The 19,643-nt window shown below is 34.4% G+C and carries 22 protein-coding genes; 18 read left to right on the forward strand and 4 right to left on the reverse strand.

The features are described 5' to 3' along the window. The first annotated feature begins 115 nt into the window (after positions 1-115). The 7 genes from AB4Y30_RS08835 (at position 116) to AB4Y30_RS08865 (ending at position 7,365) form a co-directional block, all read left to right on the forward strand. Positions 116-817 carry an MgtC/SapB family protein gene (locus AB4Y30_RS08835; protein ID WP_368655107.1) on the forward strand — a complete coding sequence of 234 codons (702 nt, stop codon included), beginning with the start codon at positions 116-118 and terminating at the stop codon, positions 815-817. Positions 818-1,307: 490 nt separating this feature from the next. Then, the gene (locus AB4Y30_RS08840; protein WP_368655108.1) at positions 1,308-1,979 is read left to right on the forward strand and encodes a hypothetical protein; all 672 of its coding nucleotides are present in this window, start codon (positions 1,308-1,310) and stop codon (positions 1,977-1,979) included. Beyond that, positions 1,976-2,707: an ABC transporter ATP-binding protein gene (locus AB4Y30_RS08845; protein ID WP_368655109.1), complete on the forward strand. Its 732-nt coding sequence runs from the start codon at positions 1,976-1,978 to the stop codon at positions 2,705-2,707. The genes AB4Y30_RS08840 and AB4Y30_RS08845 overlap by 4 nt, the downstream gene beginning before the upstream one ends. After that, positions 2,667-5,177, forward strand: a complete 2,511-nt coding sequence (locus AB4Y30_RS08850; protein ID WP_368655110.1) for an FtsX-like permease family protein — start codon at positions 2,667-2,669, stop codon at positions 5,175-5,177. The genes AB4Y30_RS08845 and AB4Y30_RS08850 overlap by 41 nt, the downstream gene beginning before the upstream one ends. A 12-nt stretch (positions 5,178-5,189) precedes the next feature. Then, positions 5,190-5,690 (forward strand): PadR family transcriptional regulator, encoded by a 501-nt coding sequence (locus tag AB4Y30_RS08855; protein WP_368655111.1) that lies wholly within the window; start codon positions 5,190-5,192, stop codon positions 5,688-5,690. A 237-nt stretch (positions 5,691-5,927) separates the two neighbouring features. After that, positions 5,928-6,695 (forward strand): MerR family transcriptional regulator, encoded by a 768-nt coding sequence (locus AB4Y30_RS08860; protein ID WP_368655112.1) that lies wholly within the window; start codon positions 5,928-5,930, stop codon positions 6,693-6,695. A 253-nt stretch (positions 6,696-6,948) separates the two neighbouring features. Then, positions 6,949-7,365, forward strand: a complete 417-nt coding sequence (locus AB4Y30_RS08865; protein ID WP_368655113.1) for an ester cyclase — start codon at positions 6,949-6,951, stop codon at positions 7,363-7,365. 99 nt (positions 7,366-7,464) lie between these two features. Here the strand turns inward: AB4Y30_RS08865 and AB4Y30_RS08870 are convergent, their stop codons facing one another. Next, positions 7,465-7,881, reverse strand: coding sequence for an SRPBCC family protein (locus AB4Y30_RS08870; RefSeq protein WP_368655114.1), 417 nt, complete (start codon positions 7,879-7,881; stop codon positions 7,465-7,467). Between the two features lie 230 nt (positions 7,882-8,111). Here AB4Y30_RS08870 and AB4Y30_RS08875 point away from each other — a divergent pair, with 230 nt between their 5' ends. Then, positions 8,112-8,915, forward strand: coding sequence for a hypothetical protein (locus AB4Y30_RS08875; protein ID WP_368655115.1), 804 nt, complete (start codon positions 8,112-8,114; stop codon positions 8,913-8,915). 33 nt (positions 8,916-8,948) lie between these two features. Here the strand turns inward: AB4Y30_RS08875 and AB4Y30_RS08880 are convergent, their stop codons facing one another. After that, positions 8,949-9,062, reverse strand: a complete 114-nt coding sequence (locus tag AB4Y30_RS08880; protein WP_368655205.1) for a hypothetical protein — start codon at positions 9,060-9,062, stop codon at positions 8,949-8,951. A 91-nt stretch (positions 9,063-9,153) separates the two neighbouring features. Here AB4Y30_RS08880 and AB4Y30_RS08885 point away from each other — a divergent pair, with 91 nt between their 5' ends. Continuing rightward, on the forward strand, positions 9,154-9,672 hold the full coding sequence (locus tag AB4Y30_RS08885; RefSeq protein ID WP_368655116.1) for a DUF402 domain-containing protein: 519 nt from the start codon (positions 9,154-9,156) through the stop codon (positions 9,670-9,672). A 371-nt stretch (positions 9,673-10,043) separates the two neighbouring features. Here the strand turns inward: AB4Y30_RS08885 and AB4Y30_RS08890 are convergent, their stop codons facing one another. Both AB4Y30_RS08890 and AB4Y30_RS08895 read right to left on the reverse strand, forming a co-directional pair. Continuing rightward, complete coding sequence (locus AB4Y30_RS08890; protein ID WP_368655117.1) at positions 10,044-10,538, reverse strand: DUF4188 domain-containing protein; 495 nt, start codon at positions 10,536-10,538, stop codon at positions 10,044-10,046. A gap of 23 nt (positions 10,539-10,561) precedes the next feature. Then, positions 10,562-11,101 (reverse strand): PadR family transcriptional regulator, encoded by a 540-nt coding sequence (locus AB4Y30_RS08895; protein ID WP_368655118.1) that lies wholly within the window; start codon positions 11,099-11,101, stop codon positions 10,562-10,564. A 257-nt stretch (positions 11,102-11,358) separates the two neighbouring features. Here AB4Y30_RS08895 and AB4Y30_RS08900 point away from each other — a divergent pair, with 257 nt between their 5' ends. From AB4Y30_RS08900 to AB4Y30_RS08940, 9 genes are all read left to right on the forward strand, one after another. Next, on the forward strand, positions 11,359-12,261 hold the full coding sequence (locus AB4Y30_RS08900) for an alpha/beta hydrolase fold domain-containing protein (RefSeq protein WP_368655119.1): 903 nt from the start codon (positions 11,359-11,361) through the stop codon (positions 12,259-12,261). Between the two features lie 64 nt (positions 12,262-12,325). Then, on the forward strand, positions 12,326-13,582 hold the full coding sequence (locus AB4Y30_RS08905) for an acyltransferase (RefSeq protein ID WP_368655120.1): 1,257 nt from the start codon (positions 12,326-12,328) through the stop codon (positions 13,580-13,582). Next, positions 13,569-14,246 carry a DUF6320 domain-containing protein gene (locus AB4Y30_RS08910; protein ID WP_368655121.1) on the forward strand — a complete coding sequence of 226 codons (678 nt, stop codon included), beginning with the start codon at positions 13,569-13,571 and terminating at the stop codon, positions 14,244-14,246. The genes AB4Y30_RS08905 and AB4Y30_RS08910 overlap by 14 nt, the downstream gene beginning before the upstream one ends. A gap of 22 nt (positions 14,247-14,268) precedes the next feature. After that, positions 14,269-15,027 (forward strand): aminoglycoside adenylyltransferase domain-containing protein, encoded by a 759-nt coding sequence (locus AB4Y30_RS08915; RefSeq protein ID WP_368655122.1) that lies wholly within the window; start codon positions 14,269-14,271, stop codon positions 15,025-15,027. Positions 15,028-15,152: 125 nt separating this feature from the next. Beyond that, entirely contained in the window at positions 15,153-16,457 is a 1,305-nt protein-coding gene (locus AB4Y30_RS08920) for a Y-family DNA polymerase (RefSeq protein WP_368655123.1), read from the forward strand. Position 16,458: 1 nt separating this feature from the next. Further along, complete coding sequence (locus tag AB4Y30_RS08925) at positions 16,459-16,863, forward strand: hypothetical protein (RefSeq protein WP_368655124.1); 405 nt, start codon at positions 16,459-16,461, stop codon at positions 16,861-16,863. A 27-nt stretch (positions 16,864-16,890) separates the two neighbouring features. Further along, positions 16,891-17,802, forward strand: coding sequence for a VOC family protein (locus AB4Y30_RS08930; RefSeq protein WP_368655125.1), 912 nt, complete (start codon positions 16,891-16,893; stop codon positions 17,800-17,802). Positions 17,803-17,935: 133 nt separating this feature from the next. Continuing rightward, positions 17,936-18,613, forward strand: coding sequence for a response regulator transcription factor (locus AB4Y30_RS08935; protein ID WP_368655126.1), 678 nt, complete (start codon positions 17,936-17,938; stop codon positions 18,611-18,613). Further along, positions 18,610-19,617, forward strand: coding sequence for a histidine kinase dimerization/phospho-acceptor domain-containing protein (locus AB4Y30_RS08940; protein WP_368655127.1), 1,008 nt, complete (start codon positions 18,610-18,612; stop codon positions 19,615-19,617). The genes AB4Y30_RS08935 and AB4Y30_RS08940 overlap by 4 nt, the downstream gene beginning before the upstream one ends. Positions 19,618-19,643 lie beyond the last annotated feature (26 nt).

A 19,643-nucleotide genomic window follows, 5' to 3' on the forward strand; every position in this document is an offset into this window, starting at 1 on the left:
CCAATTTGGAAATTCTAAATCTAATTAGGCAAATTGATGAATATGCTGTAAATAAGATATTGAATGTCCAATAACATGGAATTTTGCTAGATGTAAAAAGAAATGGGGGAAAGAAATGGGACAATTTACACAAGCAATATTAGGGGATAACTTTTCAATTATTGTTATTCGTTTGGTTATTGCCTTAATTTTGTCAGGAATCATTGGCTTTGAAAGAGAATGGAATAATCATTCAGCAGGTTTTCGTACACATATTCTCGTAGGTATAGGTTCTTGTCTCATGATGCTCTTATCCTTGTATGGATTCTTACATTTTCTAGAAACATATGATAATGTACGATTTGATCCTGCACGAATCCCGTCATATGTAATTAGTGGGATTGGATTCCTTGGTGCTGGAACGATTATTGTTTATGGTGGTACTATACGCGGTTTGACGACTGCAGCTTCTATATGGGCAGTAGCAGGAGTAGGGCTTGTTGTTGGAGCTGGGATGTATGGGCCAGCACTTGTAGCAACTATTATCATTTTAGTAAGTCTTGTTCTATTAAATCGAATTGAAAAAGCATTTCAATCCAGAAAAAAGACAACGCGAATTGAAATGGTTGTTGAACAGGAATTGGATGTATCAGAGCTGATAAAAATACTAGAATCACATCGAATTACGCTAGCAGATTTGGAAGTAGAGAAAATGAATAATCATTTAAGAACCATTTTTATTAAAATAAATAACGTAGAAGATAAAAAGCTGTTAGAATTATTTGAAGCCATTTCTAAGCTCGATTCCGTAAATCATGTAGCAAGACTAGTGGGATAGTGAGTGAGACATTTGAAAGATTAAGAGAGTATTAAAAAGCCGCCAGTATCAGGTACTGGCGGCTTCACGAAATTTGCGGCGAAAGACCATGGGGTTCACATCCGCATGTAATACGTTGTCCTTCGTCTTATGCAAATCAGCTCATCGCAGAGATAAGTATAGCATTATTTTGGTTAAATTGCTATACCACTTATATTCTTAATAATACTCTTTGTTGTTTCCCTGTAAAATAACTGCATACTACAGCTTTACATATAAGTATCCTATCCATAGTTCATAAATATACGCTATAAACTGATTAAGAATTACAAAGGGCAGACTACTGCTCTTTTTTTTATGAATTTTCCTTTTAACAGATAGTACCTTTAGTCCCTGTCTAGTCCATATTTATTGCATGCAATTAAATAAATATAATTCTTCTTGATTTTTATACTTACTCAGTATATACTTACATAGTAAATATTTACTGAGTAAGTAAAAGAGGAAGGTAGTGAGTTATTATTTGAAGGAATTTATTATTGATTATCAATGGGAATTATTTATTTTTGCAGAAATTATTTCTTGGTTATCTTTGGTTTTATTTTTGCTTATACGATATGCATTTCGACGTTTTTCTATAAGTATTTTATTTCTAATGTCTTTCTTGGTAGCAACAATATTCGAGGTGGTTCTAGCTATATTTGATTATCAAGAAACAGGAGAAATTGCCACCTTTCAAATAATTATTTTTGTTTTTATTCTTTATGCGTTCACATTTGGAATTGGAGATTTCAAAAAAATGGATCGTTATTTAAAAATTAAAATTGGAAAATGGCAAGGGAAAGATCTGTTGACGGAAAAAGATAAACACATGATGAAACAAAACAAGAACCCAGCTTATCTTGCGAGAAAATATCGGCGAACTTGGGCAGCACATGCCGTTATTTTTATTGTGGTACATTTATTGTTTTGGATATTCAACCGCTTACCAGAAGAATCGTTCCTCGCGTTTTTCACACAGGTTAGCTGGATAACGGAATCTGAAGTTTTTCGTGAACCATTTGTTAACCAGATAAGCGCAATTTGGAAAATTATTTTCTTCGTCGATACAATTTGGTCATGGTCTTATACACTATTTCCAGACAAACCTAGTCAACAAAAGGAAAAGGAGAATGATATATGATTGAAGTGACAGATTTACAACGAGAGTTTCAGGGTGGAGAAGAAAGCCTCCAAGTATTAAAGCATGTACAATTATCTATTTCTACTGGAGAGTTTGTTGCCATTATGGGGCCAAGTGGTTCTGGTAAAAGTACCTTACTACAGCTACTCGGTGGTCTGGATACACCTACAAAAGGAGAAGTGCGTATCAACGATATTGCTCTACATGAACTTTCAGAGAAAGAACGAACATTATTCCGTCGTCGCAATATCGGGTTCATTTTTCAAAACTATCAACTTCTCCCAATGTTAACCGTAGAGGAAAATATTGCTTTTCCCTTGGACGCGGACAATGTTCCACAAGTGGAAATAAAATCACGTGTGAATCGGTTACTAAAAGCAGTGGGATTAGAAGGTAAAGGCGATATGTTTCCAAATGTGCTAAGTGGTGGACAACAGCAGAGAATTGCTATTGCTAGAGCTTTGTCAAACCAGCCTCGCATCGTATTAGGAGATGAACCAACAGGAAATCTCGATCGAAAAACTGGTACAACTATTTTAAATCTGCTTTCTAAAATGCATCAGGAAGAAAAACAAACCATCGTTATGGTTACTCATGATATTTTTGCTGCAGGATATGCAGACCGTGTCATTATGTTGAAAGACGGGAGAATAGAAGCGGAAATAGAACGAGAGGAGGCTAATAAAGATGAACTCATGGCGAGTTTCTTGGCGGAACTTAATGCGTAAAAAATGGCGTTCCTTTTTAACGCTTTTAGCTATTATTCTTGGAGTAGCTGCAACGGTTTCAGCCTTTGCTATGGTTCAGAGTACTCAAAGTATTATCTCTGATTATGCAAGCCAAGGTCAGGGCAATACTGATTACTATGTATTTAGCCAGCAAGGTTGGACAGACACCGATTATATTAATCAGCTTTCCGAAGAGCATGTAATAGAAGAAGTATTGGGTCAATCAGATCAGCGATTAATATTGGATAAAGAAATATGGAAGAAAGAAAACGCTCAACTAGATGTCCAGGCAATGGGCATCAATGATTTAGAAAACGCGATTTATGATATTATCGTGTTGGATGGAACATTAGATGGGAACGGTCTTGTGATCGATGAACGTACAGCTGAGCTGTGGAATGTAGAGGTCGGTGATGAAATCAACTTTTCGCTGCATGCTCAAGAAACTGAAGAAAGCGTTCAGATACAAGTAGATGCTGTGGTGGAAAATACAGTTCTACTGACAAATCCGCAAAGCTGGGAAGAAGCAGAAAATAACGAATGGCATGTGTTCATAGGCTTAGATACGCTACAAGCATGGACAGATACAGAAGGACAAGCAAAACAGCTACTTGTACTGGGAGCAGAGGGTATCTCACATGAACAACTAGGGAATCATTTGAGAGATTTCTTTCCAGCTGAAGAGAATATGATTGTCCAGCCAGCTATAGTGGATGAGAGTCAAATTGCAACTGGGTTTGAAGAATTATATGCGAGTTTATACGTCGCTGGTGGTTTAAGTCTACTAATTAGTGCGTTTATTCTATATAACACGCTGTACATCAGTGTAGTAGAACGCCGAAAAGAATTTGCCTTAATGAAAGCAGTTGGTTATACACCAGGGCAAACACGCGGATATATTTTAAGAGAAGTCTTTATTCTCTCACTCATGGGAACAGCTTTGGGACTCGGAGTTGGAGTATTACTCTCCTATGGTTTTATGGAGCTTCTTTCAGAAGTATTTACAAATGTTTTATATGAATTAAAAATAGGAATACCGCTACTCATTGCCGCTGGTGCCGGATTGGTAATTCCAATTATCGCAGCATGGGTTCCTGTTATGAAGGCTTCCAACACAGAGGTAACAGATGTGTTTCGAGAAACCATTAGCAAATCAGAGAGAAAACCAACCTTCTTTTTAATTATAATAGGAATGCTTTTACTAATTCCTGGATTTTTTTGGGATGATATGCTAGCCTTTTTACCTTTGTTTATCGGTATTGCAATTCTGTTTCCATTCCTATTTAGTTCAATAATATGGCTGTTGCTGCCTGTTTCTAAACTATTGTTTCAACGAGCCGGAAAATTTTCTGCTCGTAACTTAAATCGTCAAAAATTGCGGACAGCATTAACAGCAGCTATTTTAAGTTTCGGAGTAACACTACTTGTCTTTCTCAGTTCAATGGCTTTATCTGTAAGTGATAGCATGTCTAAATTAATTGAAGAAACAATTGGTGGAGATGTATGGATTACTTATGATGATTCTATTTCAGAAGAAACATTCCATACCTGGCAAGATATTAAAGGTGTAAAAGACGCAGTAACTTACTCAGCATCTTCATTGCTTTGGCATGTAGATAAAGAAGAAAAGGATATGCGAGTTATGAATGTAAACAGTGTTACCGCAGAAAGAATGGAAAACTTCCCTGTTTTTCAGTATAATCAAGGTTATGAGCAATTGTTGCGTGATTTAGAAGAATCAAATACGATAGCCCTAGGAAGGGAAGCTTTTGAACAATGGGGCGGAGATATCGGTAATACGTTGACAGTAGAAACAGTAGATGGCACAAGGGACTGGACAGTAGTGGGGCTAGTCGATACATCTCGTAATGGAGGATATGTCGGTTTTATCCATGATGAACAGATGGAAAAGCAACTCGGTTTTAATGATCAAAACGAGGCCCTTTTATTAGCGGAAAATGATACGTCATCCTCTATCAAAACAGCAATTATATCAGAAGAGGATGCTTCGCTTGCAACTGTTAAAACAGCGGAAGAACAAATAGATGCATTTCAGCAGCAGACAGAGGATATCTTTTTCATATTAAATGTTTTGATTATCTTTGGAATGGGAATTGCCGGCATCGGTATCGCGAATACACTGTTGATGAGCACGATTGAACGGGTTCCTGAGTTCGGTACAATGAGGGCTATTGGCAGCACAAAATGGCAAATACAAAAGACCATTTTAAGTGAAGCATTCTTTATTGGAACAGGAGCAGCCATCATTGGTAGCGTGATAGGAATAGGAATTATGTTCCTAACATCTGTGCAGGAGAGTGACTTTATGTTAGATATTCCTTTCCGTATTTCCTGGTTGTCTATCCTGTTAGCATTTGTTTTCTCTATCTTAGTAAGTGTGCTCGCTTGTATCCTTCCTGCACGACGAGCAGCAAAAGTTAATATTAGCCGCGCATTGCGGTATGAGTGAGTTGAGTGAGCGATGTCTGTAAAACATGCGATGTTAGCATTATTATATGAGCAGCCCCACCATGGGTACGAAATTAAAACCGGTTTTGATGATCTTGTTCAAAAAAAGTGGCCTCTAAACCCTGGGCAAGTCTATACAACACTTGATCGATTAGAGCGGGACGGGTTAGTGGATTCTCCTGGATCAGATGAAAAAGACCGGAAAATATACAAGATTACGGATGCAGGAAAAAAAGAATTCATGGATTGGCTGTATACTCCAGTCGAATATTCATTATTAAAGAATACCTTTTATTTTAAATGGTTATGCTCCCAAAAAGTAGATGTCGGTCAAGAAAAAGAAATGGTGGAGCATCAACGGAAAACAATTATTAAAAACATTTTACAGCTGACCAAATTTAAACAACAGCTAGAAGTGGAAAATGAACAAGAAAATATGCAATTGTTAGTAGAAGGCGCCTTACTTCATTTGGAAGCAGACTTAAAATGGCTGGATATGATTAAGAAAAAATAAGTATTTACCAAAGTTAGATTTCAAAGAAACTTGCAATATAGTATGTAATTAAATATTTAGCTTATTAAACCCAATTGTTCTTTGATCAATTGGGTTTCTTTTTTGTGTCTTTGGCAATAGCTTGATTACTGGTGAAATAATTCAACTAAGATAATAAATTTCAAAAAAACATACGAAACTCCTTGCACTTCACGTTACGGAAGCATTTATACTTAACTTATAAAGGAGTTGGTTCAAATGTATACCATCGGTGAATTTGGAGCAAAAACCGGATTTTCAACAAGGACGTTACGATTTTACGAGGAGCTTGGAATTCTTTATCCAAGTAAAAGAAATGAGAGCGGTCATCGATTATATGGCTTGGAAGAACTTGCCACTTTACAGCGTATTCAATCATTAAAGTTTATTGGTTACTCGCTTCAGGAAATTAAAGAAATGTTAGATAAAGAAGAGATTACTTTAGAAAACTTTGCAGATTCTCTACCTGTCCAAAGAAAAGTCTTAGTGCACAAACGTGAAGAAATAGACTCGGCCATTGCAGCTATTGATCAAGTACAAGAGCTTTTAGATGATGATTTTCCATTAGATTGGACTGTTCTCACTTCACTACTTCATGGAATGGAATTTGAAGAAGAACAAAAGGCTTGGATGCAAGAGCATTTTCCAGATGATTTTGCATCGTTTTTCACTGATATATCAAAAGAAGAGCGCAAAAAATTAGATAGAGAATGGCTTTCTATCCTAGCTGATGTAAAAAAGTTGATGAGAGAAAATATTCCTCCGCATGCTCAAGAGGCACAACAAGTTCTTTATGATATCAATGAATTATTCCTTAAAATGGTTCCAGAGAATGTCATTGTAGAAAATATTGATAAATGGGAAAAACAATTAGAATCTGCTGAAGCTGACGATTTTATCGCTCCAACCTTCTGGTCAAAAGAGGAAGAAGCCTATATGGAGGATATAGCAAAAGTCATGGAAGAAAATTATAAGGAAGAGAAGTAATCTAAAAATCATCCTCAAAGTTAGATTTTCTACTCTAACTTTCGAGGTTCAGTACCTTATTGGAGTTGTCGGTTTTATTTGTTAGCTGGTGTTTTGTTGCTCGTTGGAAGCATAATTAACAATGATGAATTTCGTGAGTTCATATAGGAAGAGGCAAAGATATTTCCATCATTTAAAGCGTAGTTTCAAATAATATTTAAGCCTTCGCTTATGGTATAGTTGAGCTAAGAGAATACAGAAAGGAGATTTTATTATGAACGGTAAGTCCATTTATAAAGTTTGGGTTAAAGCATGGAATGAGGATATAAATGTGCTTGATGAAATAGTAGATGAAAATTGTATAGTCCATCAAGCAAGAACAGATGGTAAAGATTCAAAAAGCAAACAAGGTTTAGAAGCTATGAAAGATGTAATTATTTCAAGTACTAATTTCTTCGATAATATTCATATGTCTTTGGTTGTTGGACCGATTGAGGAAGATAATTATGTTTCCGCTAGATGGTTATTTAACGGGAAATATAACGGTCAAATGAGTGGTGCAAATGCTGAAAAAGGTAAAGAAGTTTCCTTTGAGGGAATTGATATTTTTCAAATCAGAAATGGAAAAATTGTAGATTATTGGGTATCATCTGATGTTGTTGATTTTATGAACCAGCTAGGAATGTATTAATATAAAAATGAATATTTATCAACAGTAAGATGGATGTGACCCCCAATTGTTAGATACCATCTAATAATTGGGGTGCAGTTCATAGAAGAGATTTTCCATTTATTTATGTGACTCACTATATCTTTTAAAATTATCTAAAATTGCCTGCCAGCCATCTCGTTGCATTTCAATAGAATTTTCAGCTTCTGCTTCAAAAACCTCTGTAATTTTTGTTTTATTTCCTTGGTCAGCGAAAGTGATAGTAACCTTTCTACCATCATCAAGTGTATAAGAAATCAGTCTGTGCAAGTTTACTTCATCGTAGATACCACCAAAATCAAATCCAAAACTTCCATCCTTGGCTTCCATTCTTGTAATAAATTTCCCTCCAGCTCGCAAATCATTCTCAGCCTTTGGCGCATGCCATTCATCTGAAGCAGCAGACCATTTCGTTATATGTTCTGGTTCTGTCCAATAAAACCATGCATCCTCAACAGATACGTGAACAGTTGTTTCAATAGTTATCATTGTCCCCATCACAAAACCTCCCTAAAGGCTAAAGGATTTAACATTCTCTACTTATCATATCACTTATCAAAGATCTAGTTAATATTTTGCATGCAGAAAGAAAATTTTTATTCATCTAAACATAAAAGCATCTTGATGCTTGAAAGGAGGCTCTCTTTTTAATGGGTTATTTTTCCTTTTTATTTCATAATCTATTAAACTAGAAATAATCATCTTGTTAATAAATGGGAGAGGGATATATGAATAAGCAAAAAATAACAGTATCATCTTATGTTCGTCAAGAATACAAAAAAATGTATTCGGGAGGAAATTTGCTTATTGTTTTTATCATTCTAGCTTTAAGCATTTGGGGAACAATCGATAGTTTTTTTGATGCAAATGGTAACAGGGTACTTGGTGTGGTTCCACTAATAACGCCAGCTCTTTTATCTGCATGGTATCTCGTGTCCATTTTAAGAGAAAAGGAACAGCAGGATACGCCTAATATTGTGAGGAAATTTTTAAACGCTACTGCTACGATTTCACTTCCAATCGTTATTGTAAATGTATTAGTACTCCTTATAGCTTGGATGATTCCTTCTATACGTACATTAGTAGAAAATTATGAGGGGTATCATTATTGGTGGGATGGATCTATTAATATGCAAATCATGCTGACAGGTCTTGTTGGGCTAGTTGGGCAGGGACTAGGAGCATTATTTGCAATGTTGGTCATCGTTTTACCAGTACTAGCAATCAAAAAGCCAGAAGCAGTTGCAGGTGGATCAAATATAGAGAGGATAGAGGATAAAGAACAGAGTAATAAAATAGCTAGAAACCTTTATATAGGCTTAGGTATTTTTATGTTAGGTTTAATTTTAATTTTCACTACAGATGGGATGGATTTTAAATTAGCGAGTCTGAGACTTAACATGATTTTAGAATTTGGTTATGCTCCAATGCGGTGGATTATTTGGCTACTCGGTAAAGCATTATTCATTATTGGTATTGCGTTAGTAGCAAAAGCTTGTATATCTGTACTTGCTGCGAAGAAGACGAATTAATATAATGACAAAATGATGGGTGATTATTACTCATCATTTTTGTATTTGATAAGTTTCATGATAAAATCCAACTGCATTATTGTTGGGGACTTTATTATTAAAATTTCTCCGTGTACCAAGTTTTTTCCCTCTTGCATAAGCAAGCAGATCTTCAGTAGATCACTAATATTGCACTTTATTAATATAACCAAATATAATTAATTTCCCCAATATTATTACTAACTTCTGGAGGGGTGTTATGGATAAAATTAAAGTTTTAGTATCTAAATACAATGGTAAAAATCATTATGAATGGAAATCTAAGCTATTAAAAGAAACAGAAGACTATATTATGATTTTTGGTGAGCCAGGTAGAAAGTTGTATCATCATAGCAAAAATAAGGTATATGAATTTGGGACATATTCAATAGAGTTTTTTCAAAAAAATACTTGGTATACGGTAAATTTAGATATTTATGAGAATGGAGATGTAGAATATTATTGTAATATTTGTTTACCTCCAGAGTTCCATAAAAATGAAATTAGATTTATAGATATGGATATTGATGTGATAAGAAGCAAGGATGGCGAATGGTCGGTTGTAGATGTGGATGAATTTGAAGATAATGCTAAGGAGCTTTGTTATTCTTTAGAAGTAAAGGATAAAGTACAGAAGAGTTTGAGTAACTTATTGTATAGGATTGAACAAAAAGAGTTTCCGTTTAATGGTTTTTTTGAAAAGTATATTAATTACCTACTGGCTAAGGAATTTTTATAAGTGATAAACAGTTCTAGTTATTTAAAAGTGTATGAAGAGATATTTAAGATTAGCGCTTTTGAGAACAAGCCTACTTTTAGAGGAGACACAAATGGATCAATAATTTGAATAAAATGGTTTAACGTATATTATAGATTTTCAACACATAAGAGTTTGGGATAAAAGGAAAAATTAAGCTTGAAATCCGACCAATATTCAAATGAAGCGTAGGAAATATACGTAGACTCCTATGGGAGGAAGGCCTAGGCGAGACCCCGGAGTGCGTAGCACGAGGAGGCTCACCAGCCGCCCATGGAAAGCGAAGTATATTTCCGAAGCGGGTGTTGGCTCAATTTAAGTTCGCAATTAGCTAAGTAATAAAACCTTTTGTCCTAGCTTCTTTGTTGTTGATTTATTCCTTCCAGACGTTTTCGTGCAGAACCATATTTTGCTGGGACAGGAATATGGTTAATGGCATTGCCCATACCAAATAAAGGCATATTGATATAAACAGATTCATAATTCCCTGGTTGTATTTGATAAGTTTCATGATAAAATCCAACTGCATCATTGTTGGAGGCTTTATTATTAAAGTTTCTCCAGGCAGCCAAATGCTTTTTACCTCTTGCATAAGCGAGTAAATCTTCAGTAGACCGCCAATATTGCACCATCAACGTTGTTCGTAAACCAAAATAGCTTTCCATAGAAAGGAATCCTAATTCTTCCTTATTTTCATAAAGCTCACGAATCATCCCAGGCATTGCAGTAAAAACAGGTCCCCATTTGCGAATCGACCACCATTTATTAACACGCATACCAATAATAAAAACAACCATATCTTTACTGTTTTCCGTTGTGTATCGACCTTTGTGAATTTTTTTAGGCATTGAGCATTCCTCCTTTTAAAAATCTATAGATTTTTAATTGTTTCCTCACACCATGCTAAAGCAGCTTCCGTCACTTTTTTTCCATAATCAAGTGTAAACAGCCAGTATTTCGCATCATTCTTGTTATTGTCGTAATAAGAAATCATTTCTTCGATTCCTTCGTATTTTTCATATGTTGCTTTTAATTTTTTCTGATAATCTTCTAATAGCTGAAGCGTCTGTTCAACTGTTTGATGCTGTCCAAAAAATAATTTTAGCAGTACTTCATTTCTTTCTACTGGTAATTGCTTTAACGGTTGCTCTAGCCATTCCTTTAATGCTTGCATACCTTTTTTTGTAAGAGAGTATTCTTTACGTGTAGGCTTTCCTTCGTCTGATGTTATTTGAACTGTTGCTAATTCATCTGCTTCTATAAGCTTTAAAGTTGGATAGATTTGTCCGTAGCTAATTTTCCAGAAATGAGTAAGGCTGTTATCAATAAAACTTTTTATTTCATAACCAGATCGGCAGTCTGTTGTTAGGATTCCAAGTATCGCGTATGTTGTATCATTGTATTTCTTCATTTATTTCACCACATATCTTTAAGATATATATCATTTAGATATATAATACATATTTCAATCGAAAAAGTAAAGAGAGATCAATTAAAAAAGAGGCATATATACGTAAAGTAAAAAGAATGTCATAATAAATATAGAAGTATTCATTTTTAACGAAGTAATAGACTAACTTTCTATTTTGATGGGAAAAATAGCAGTGATGCTACTTTTCTAAAGGTGTTAGCTAATAAAATGCTAATAAGGTATAAGGGGAAACAAATATGAGAAGTATGCAAAGCTGGATGATAGAACGATTACTTATGCGTTTTAGTAATAAAAATAGCTTTACGAATAAGAAAAAGTATAAGGCTTTTTTAAAAAAGCGACGAATCGAAAATGAAAAACCATATAAATTATCAAAATATATTCAGCAAAAATTTAATATCAAAAAAGAAATTTTTGCTGAAATGGAATGTTACATATTTAATTCAGACCTTGCCGACTCAAAAAAATCCATACTCTATTTACATGGAGGAGGATATATTAAACAGCCTTCCATATACCATTGGCATTTTCTCGGAAAACTAGCAAAAGCTACAAATGCTAAAATATATGTTCCAATTTATCCAAAAGCACCTAATCATCAATATAAAGAGTCTTTTGATAAAGTTCTGCCAATATATAAATGGATTTTAGAGATATCGAATAAAAAAGATATTATTTTAATGGGAGATTCTGCTGGTGGAGGATTCGCATTAGCGCTAGCACAATTACTTTTAGAGAAAAAATTATTACAACCAAGACATATTATTTTACTATCTCCTTGGCTCGATCTTACCTTGAAGAATCCAGAAGCTTCCAAACTAGAGCGCAAAGATCCAATGTTAGGTATTTATGGCTTGATTCAAATGGGTAAAGCATATGCAGGAGATACTGATCCAAACCATTATTTATTAAGTCCAATCAATGGAAAATTAAAGGGATTAGGAGAAATTACTTTATTTGTAGGGACACATGAAGTCTTTTTGCCAGATGCAAGAAAGCTTATTGAAATGGCTAAACCATTGGATGTAAAAATAAATTATTTTGAATATCCGAAAATGAATCATATTTTCTTGCTCTATCCTACCCCAGAAGCCAAAAAAGCTACTAAAGAAATTGTAAAGATTATTATGCAAAAATGAAAGCTATGAAGGGTAATGAAAATAGAGTATAAGCAAAAACAGCATGTATAGAGGTGTTCAACTTATGAGTGAATGGTACAGACTTGATAATGCAGGTAAAGTGTTTCATGCTGTGTCAGAACCAGCTAATTCTTCGGTCTTCCGAATTTCAACTATTATGAAGAAAACTGTACAATCAGAGAAACTTCAATTGGCATTAGATAAAACGATTAAACGATTTCCCATATTTGCAGTGAAGCTTCGAAAAGGAGCTTTCTGGGATTTTCTAGTAGACAATAAGGAGAAGCTATATGTTCAGCTAGAAAGTCAATATCCATGTGCGCCAATCGATCCATTAGAAACAAATGGCTTCTTACTACGCATTATTTATTATAAAAAGCGGATTTCAGTTGAATTTTTTCATTCCGTTACAGATGGCACAGGCGCTTTAGAATTTATGAAAGCATTAGTTTATTACTACTTAGTTCATTTAGGGGAAGAAGTAAACTATGAGAGTGTGTTGATCGATATTCATAATGAACAAAGTTACTATGAAAGAGACGATAGCTATCAAAACTATGTCACAAATGAAAAAACAGTAATGGCTAAGGAAATATCTTCTTATCAAATTCGTGGAGTACCCATAGATCAAACCATAACAATCCATGGGAGAATGAGTGCAGGCAAAATACATCAGCTTGCTAAAAAGCACGAAACAACAATTACTGTATTTATCACTGCTATTTTAATTGCAGCTATTTATAAAGAAAGATTAAAGTACAGAGCATATAAAGAGGAAATAAAAATTGCTATTCCAGTTAATTTACGAAGCCTTTTTCCATCTAATACATTACGTAATTTTTTTGGAGTAGTTAATATAGGGATGGTTGTTACAGAAAGCACAACATTGGAAGAAATTATTAGAGAAACATCAAAGCAATTACAGGAAAAAGTACAAAAAGAAATTTTACAGCAAAGCATTAATGATAGAGTAAAATGGCAAACAAGATTAACCGCACGTTTTATCCCACTTCCATTAAAATATTATGCGATTCGTTATGGGTACAGAAGCTTCAGTGAACGTACAAAAGCGATGACTTTGACAAATATGGGTATGGTCCGCTTCTCTGAATCTATAGATCCACATATTTCTCATATGGAAATGGTGATGTACCCAACAAAGAAAAGTCCAATCAATGGAGGTATGATTGCTGTTGGGGATGAACTTGTCATCACATTTGCCCGAATGATACAAGAAGCAGATATTATCCGTACCTTTTTTAAAGAACTGTCTAAAACTTATAACTTGGAGATAGAGGTGTACTCCAATGACAATAGATAAAACCGAGAAACATTATTGTACGAATTGTAATATCTATACAAAACAACATTATTGCCCTCTATGTAAACAGGGGCTTTCTGAAGTGATAGAGGAAAACGAATACTATCCAGCCTATGAAATGAAAATAAAGCGACGTTATTTTATCCAGCGTCTTGTTCTGTTTATTGCAATTTTCTCTATTAGTACAAGTCTGTTAATAAATTTATTAACAGACCCAGATACATTATGGTTTTTATATGTGTTAGGTCCAGTATTATATGGTTTATTATGTATTAATCATACTATTTTATCCAAGGCACATACTGGTTCAAAAGTGATTTTTCAAGTGATTGTACTTTCTATCATGCTGTTTATCTTGGACGCAGCGTCAGGAAGCTCAAAATGGTCTATTCACTATGTTATTCCTTTCCTTGTGACCTTGGCAACCTTATTTGTAACTATTATCATTCTTAGAAAGCCAATGAAATGGAGTGAATATATAGGATATATGTCCACAATGGTCGTTTTAGGATTTCTTCCTGTTATTCTTTTTCTAAGTTCTTGGTCAACTGTTTTATGGCCAAGTGCAGTAACTGCTTTATATGCATTACTCACATTAATCGGTATGGTATTATTTTCAGAAAAAACAATGAAAAATGAAATCGTACGGAGATTTCATTTTTAGAGGGGAATCAAGGGGATATCATATGGAAATTGATAAACAAATGAATGATGTATTAAAAGTATTAACAAATGAACTACCAGAAATATTAGTTGGTATTTACTTATGTGGTTCTTCTGTACAAGGTGGATTGAAGGCTAATAGTGATTTAGATTTCTTAGTTATCGTTAAGGAAAAACTTTCTCAAAAATGCAAGCAAAATTTAATCGAAAAACTTAAATCTTTCTCTAAAAAGATTGGAGAAGACACTCATTTGCGATATGTAGAAATTTCTGTCATTGTTCAAGCACAAATTACACCTTGGTCCTATCCACCTACACAAGATTTTATCTATGGTGAATGGCTACGAGATGCTTACGATAGGGGATATATTCCTTTAAATGAAGCAAATCCTGATTTAACGATACTATTGTATCAAGCGAGAGAAGTAGCTAAAAGGCTCTATGGTTCCTATTCACTCCAAGAAATATTGCCCGAGATTCCTTTTACAGATGTGAAATTGGCAATGAAAGAATCAATTGCTGAAATAGCTTGTGATTATGAAGGTGATGAACAAAATGCAATCTTAACGCTTTGCCGGATAATCCAAACATGCTTAACTGAAAAAATCTATCCCAAAGATATTGCAGGAGAAATACAAGCTGAGCAGGCACTTACACAGCATCAAAAACTAATCATTTTAGCTGTCGAAAGCTATTTAGGTGAGAAAGAGATTAATTGGAAGAACTACGATGTTACTGAAACAGTAAATTATTTGCATAAACAAGCGTTAATATATCTTTAAATGATAGAGCATTCAAGGGAAGAAATTCTTTTGAATGCTTTTTCTAGTTTATTCATCTTGACTATAGAAACGTATGTTCTTATAATCATAAATAAGAACATATATTCTTATCGGGAGAGAGTGTGATGAAAAATATTATCATGGTGGATTACTCTAATGAACCACGTAGAAATATCATGTGTATTGATGCAAAATCCTTTTTCGCCAGCGTAGAAGCTTCTGAACGCAACCAACATCCTTTAAAAGCGCGAATTGCGGTTGTATCAAAGCCTGATAGTCAAGGTGGTTTAGTTTTAGCTTCATCTCCTTTAGTAAAAGAAAAATATGGCGTTGAAACAGGAACAAGAATTTACGAAATTCCTCCTGAAGCAAATATAGAAATCGTTGAACCACGTATGGCATTATATTTAGAAAAAAATTTAGAGATATTACGCATTTTTAAACGTTATGTAGCAGAAGAGGACTTGCATGTTTATTCCATCGATGAATCCTTTATTGACGTAACTAGATCCAAGAACCTTTTCGGCGGTGCACACCATATAGCGAAGAAAATCCAGTATGATGTTTGGAAAGAGCTAGGGTTAGTATTAACTATTGGAATAGGAGACAATCCACTTCTGGCAAAATTAGCACTCGATCATCAGGCAAAGCATGATGTGCAAAATGCTTTTATTGGGGAATGGAGATATGAAAATGTTCCAGATACCGTATGGAAAATAGGATCTTTAAGTAAGTTTTGGGGAATAGGACAAAAAACAGAAACAAATTTAAATCAATTAGGAATTCAAAATATTTATCAGCTATCTCAATATAGTATTCATAAATTAAAATCAAAATTCGGGGTCATTGGAGAGCAGCTCTTTTTTCATGCCCATGGAATTGATAGAAGCATTTTATCTGATACCTACAAGCCTAAAAGTACATCCTTTAGTAAAAATCAGATATTAAATAGAGATTATCTTGTTAAATATGATATTGAGATTGTTATTCGAGAAATGACAGATGAGAATGTAGCCAGATTAAGAAAACATCGACTAGTAACTGGTGTTATAAAATTAGCTATCGGATATTCTAAAAATACGATACATGATGGATTCAAACATGAAATGAAAATTGATGCAACAGATTCATCTAAACAACTAAAAGGATATATGCTGCTTATGTTTAATAAATATTATAAGGAAAACACTCCTGTAAGAATTATTAATATAACCTTTGGAAGACTTCGGCCCAAACAAGCTATCCAATTGAATTTCTTTGAAGCCCCAGAAGAAATCATCGAAAATGAAGAACTAGATAGTGCTATTAATATTGTTAGAAAAAAACATGGTTATACTTCATTACTGCATGCATCAAGCTTACTTGAAAGTGGGATGGCCAGATATCGAGCTAAATTGCTGGGTGGCCATAGATCCGGAAAGGAAGAGTGATATGGAGGAAGTTCATATAATACGCATTACACCGGAACAATTTGGATATGAAGATAGGGGTATTGTTAAATGGTTAGGAATGCTACTCTCCGATCATACAGAAGCACTTAAGCAGGAGAGAAAGAAAAATCAATTAAGGGAAATCAAAGCCAAAGTGGAGATGACAGAAGTAGAGAAGGCTAATATCCTTTACAAAGCTTTCACTACGGGTTCTCCTGTTTTAATCCAGGCTAATATTGTAACGAATGGAAATTATTATAAAGATCTAGCATGTAAAGTCTCAGGCTATGCCGATAATCAAATTTATTTTATATTAAAAGATAAGAGAGAAGCTAGTTGTACATTAGAAGAAATAAGAAATGTAGAATTTATGAATTTGTTAGATTGGTACGATAAAAGGGAATAATTAAAATAAAAACCAGGAGGCATAACAATGACAAATCAAAAGATTGTCCCACATTTATGGTTTGACACAGAGGCAAAGGAAGCCGTAGCATTTTATTCTTCCATTTTTCCAGAATCAAAAGTCACACATAGTATGGTATTATATGATACTCCATCAGGAAATGCTGATTTAATATCCTTCGAACTATGGGGAACAAAATTCATGGCAATTAGTGCAGGTCCTTATTTTAAATTCAATTCAACCATTTCTTTTATGGTGAACTTTGATCCATCTCGAGAAAAAAATGCAAGCAAAATAATAGATGAAGTTTGGAATAAGTTATCAGAAGAAGGCACTGTGCTGATGCCACTTGATAAATATCCGTTCAGCGAAAAGTATGGATGGATTCAAGATAAATATGGTTTGTCATGGCAATTAATTCTTACCAATCCAGAAGGTGAAGAACGTCCACCTATCATACCGTCACTATTGTTTACTAATGATGTATGCGGTAAAGCTGAAGAAGCAGCTCGTTTTTATTTATCTATATTTCAAAATGGGAAGGAAGGGCACATCGCACGTTATCCTAAAGGCATGGAGCCTAATATGGAAGGAACCATTATGTTTTCTGACTTCATGTTAGAACATCAATGGTTTGTTGCAATGGACAGTGCGGAGGCTCATTCTTTCCATTTTAATGAAGCAATCTCATTTATGGTCTATTGTGACACACAGGAAGAAATAGATTACTACTGGAATCAACTGACAGCAGTTCCAGCATCTGAACAATGCGGATGGCTGAAGGATAAATATGGCTTATCCTGGCAGATTGTACCTAAGGAAATGGATGACATGATGGAAAATGGAACAGACGAGCAAATAGCAAGTTTGAATCAAGCTACGCTTAAAATGAAAAAACTTGATCTTGCTGAGTTGCGAAAGGCTTATAAGTCAATATAATTATTGAACAGGTTCTATTAAATTAATTTTAGTAGAACCTGTATTATTTTTTTACATTGGTTTTCCCAAAAGAAAATCAAATCGCTATGTTATAATACTAGATAATTTTGAAATTCAGAGAGAAGGGTGCTTCTTGAAAAAAAGCTTATTATATATTGAAGATAACGAGAAAATAGGCAATTGGGTGAAAGAGGAATTAGAAGAGCGAGGCTTTTCAGTACAGTGGTTACTATCAGGAGAGAATGCTGAAAAAGAAGTGCTTCATCATGAAGTAGTTATTTTGGATATCATGTTGCCTGGATTAGATGGATTCACCGTTGGGAAACGCTTAAAGAAGGTAGCTCCTACAGTCCCAATTTTACTTTTATCAGCTCGAACATCGATAGATGATAAAGTGGATGGCTTGCAATTTGCGGATGATTATTTAACAAAACCTTTTCATATAGATGAATTAGTTGCTAGATTGGAAGTATTAATACGCCGAAGTGGAGGGCTACATTCCGAGCGTATTTCCTTAGGAGAGCATATCGAAGTCGATCCAGAAATCAAAATGGTATTTGATAAACAGACAGGAAAAGAAATTATCTTGACAGGAAAACAGCATCAAATTTTAATGTATTTCTTAAACCATCCTAACAAGGTTTTACCAAAAGAACAGATTTATGAAGCAATTTGGGAGGAGCCATATATGACTGGTGATAAAACATTAATGGTTCATATTAGTCGTCTCCGTCAAAAAATAGAGCAGAATCCAGATTCTCCAGAGATTATTGAAACGTTGAAGGGAATAGGTTATCGGGTGAAGCTATGAAACATCAGAATTCATTATTTCGGAATTTTATGACAGGACATTTTATCTTTATTATTTTACCAATGTTTTTCATATTTCTTTTTCTGGGGTTCGTCGGGATTTCTGTGATCAATGAGAATCATGTAGAGGTAAACCGATTTTACATGATTTTACTTCTGTTTGCTTTTATTATTGTTGCATTTGTTATCATGTCTTGGATTTTCTTTTTAAAACTTCGCAAGCGTCTTATTCGCCTCCAGGAATCTATGGCAATATCTGCTGATAATGAAACCTTTCCTAAGCCTGTACCTATTCAAACAGATAGAATGGATGAAATAGATCAGTTAGGGAATTCCTTTAATTGGATGATTAGCCAGCTTGAAGATAGTAAAATAAGAGAATACGAAGAAGAATTATTACGACGCAATCTTATTGCAAATTTATCTCATGATTTGCGAACTCCGCTTACCATTTTGCGAGGGCATGTCAGCAGATTACATAAAGAATCACTTAGTATAGAAGGAAAAGAATCCATAGTAGAAATAGATCATACGATTACAAGAGTTGACGATTTAATGGATGACTTACTTGCCTATACACTGCTTACATCAGGAAAATATCCTTTTCAGCCTAGTTCAACAGATATAATTCGTTTAGTAAGAGCTTCAGTTGCTGCTTGGTATCCTGTATTTGAGGAGAAAAAGATACAATTTGATGTTGATTTGCCAACAGAAGAAACCTTTTACTGGGAAGTCGATTCGAAGTGGGTAACACGTGTCTTAGACAACTTATTTCAAAATATCCTTCGGCATGCTGCTACAGGAAAATATGCAAGTATTGTTGTTGATGACAAAAAGGAGCAAATTATTATTTTAGATAAAGGACCAGGTATGGACCAATCTTCTGATAAGAGTGGGGTAGGTATAGGTTTATCCATTTCAAATTACATGCTAGAAAAAATGAAACTGAAAGCTCAGTTTCTAACCAATGAGAACGGTACAAAAGTGGTTATTTCTAGGGCTTAACCTAAAGCTTACCAAGAATTAACCTA

It is taken from the genome of Ornithinibacillus sp. 4-3, from assembly GCF_040958695.1.
Classification (GTDB): Bacteria; Bacillota; Bacilli; order Bacillales; family Amphibacillaceae; genus CALAMD01.

What these genes read in the sequence shown, in the direction of transcription:
- AB4Y30_RS08850 (WP_368655110.1), top strand. Translation starts at nt 2,667, where the DNA reads ATGAACTCATGGCGAGTTTCTTGGCGGAACTTAATGCGTAAAAAATGG.
- AB4Y30_RS08915 (WP_368655122.1), top strand. Translation starts at nt 14,269, where the DNA reads ATGGAAATTGATAAACAAATGAATGATGTATTAAAAGTATTAACAAAT.
- AB4Y30_RS08875 (WP_368655115.1), top strand. Translation starts at nt 8,112, where the DNA reads ATGAATAAGCAAAAAATAACAGTATCATCTTATGTTCGTCAAGAATAC.
- AB4Y30_RS08895 (WP_368655118.1), bottom strand. Translation starts at nt 11,101, where the DNA reads ATGAAGAAATACAATGATACAACATACGCGATACTTGGAATCCTAACA.
- AB4Y30_RS08905 (WP_368655120.1), top strand. Translation starts at nt 12,326, where the DNA reads ATGAGTGAATGGTACAGACTTGATAATGCAGGTAAAGTGTTTCATGCT.
- AB4Y30_RS08865 (WP_368655113.1), top strand. Translation starts at nt 6,949, where the DNA reads ATGAACGGTAAGTCCATTTATAAAGTTTGGGTTAAAGCATGGAATGAG.
- AB4Y30_RS08920 (WP_368655123.1), top strand. Translation starts at nt 15,153, where the DNA reads ATGAAAAATATTATCATGGTGGATTACTCTAATGAACCACGTAGAAAT.
- AB4Y30_RS08870 (WP_368655114.1), bottom strand. Translation starts at nt 7,881, where the DNA reads ATGGGGACAATGATAACTATTGAAACAACTGTTCACGTATCTGTTGAG.
- AB4Y30_RS08900 (WP_368655119.1), top strand. Translation starts at nt 11,359, where the DNA reads ATGAGAAGTATGCAAAGCTGGATGATAGAACGATTACTTATGCGTTTT.
- AB4Y30_RS08890 (WP_368655117.1), bottom strand. Translation starts at nt 10,538, where the DNA reads ATGCCTAAAAAAATTCACAAAGGTCGATACACAACGGAAAACAGTAAA.
- AB4Y30_RS08925 (WP_368655124.1), top strand. Translation starts at nt 16,459, where the DNA reads ATGGAGGAAGTTCATATAATACGCATTACACCGGAACAATTTGGATAT.
- AB4Y30_RS08845 (WP_368655109.1), top strand. Translation starts at nt 1,976, where the DNA reads ATGATTGAAGTGACAGATTTACAACGAGAGTTTCAGGGTGGAGAAGAA.
- AB4Y30_RS08910 (WP_368655121.1), top strand. Translation starts at nt 13,569, where the DNA reads ATGACAATAGATAAAACCGAGAAACATTATTGTACGAATTGTAATATC.
- AB4Y30_RS08940 (WP_368655127.1), top strand. Translation starts at nt 18,610, where the DNA reads ATGAAACATCAGAATTCATTATTTCGGAATTTTATGACAGGACATTTT.
- AB4Y30_RS08835 (WP_368655107.1), top strand. Translation starts at nt 116, where the DNA reads ATGGGACAATTTACACAAGCAATATTAGGGGATAACTTTTCAATTATT.
- AB4Y30_RS08885 (WP_368655116.1), top strand. Translation starts at nt 9,154, where the DNA reads ATGGATAAAATTAAAGTTTTAGTATCTAAATACAATGGTAAAAATCAT.
- AB4Y30_RS08855 (WP_368655111.1), top strand. Translation starts at nt 5,190, where the DNA reads ATGTCTGTAAAACATGCGATGTTAGCATTATTATATGAGCAGCCCCAC.
- AB4Y30_RS08860 (WP_368655112.1), top strand. Translation starts at nt 5,928, where the DNA reads ATGTATACCATCGGTGAATTTGGAGCAAAAACCGGATTTTCAACAAGG.
- AB4Y30_RS08930 (WP_368655125.1), top strand. Translation starts at nt 16,891, where the DNA reads ATGACAAATCAAAAGATTGTCCCACATTTATGGTTTGACACAGAGGCA.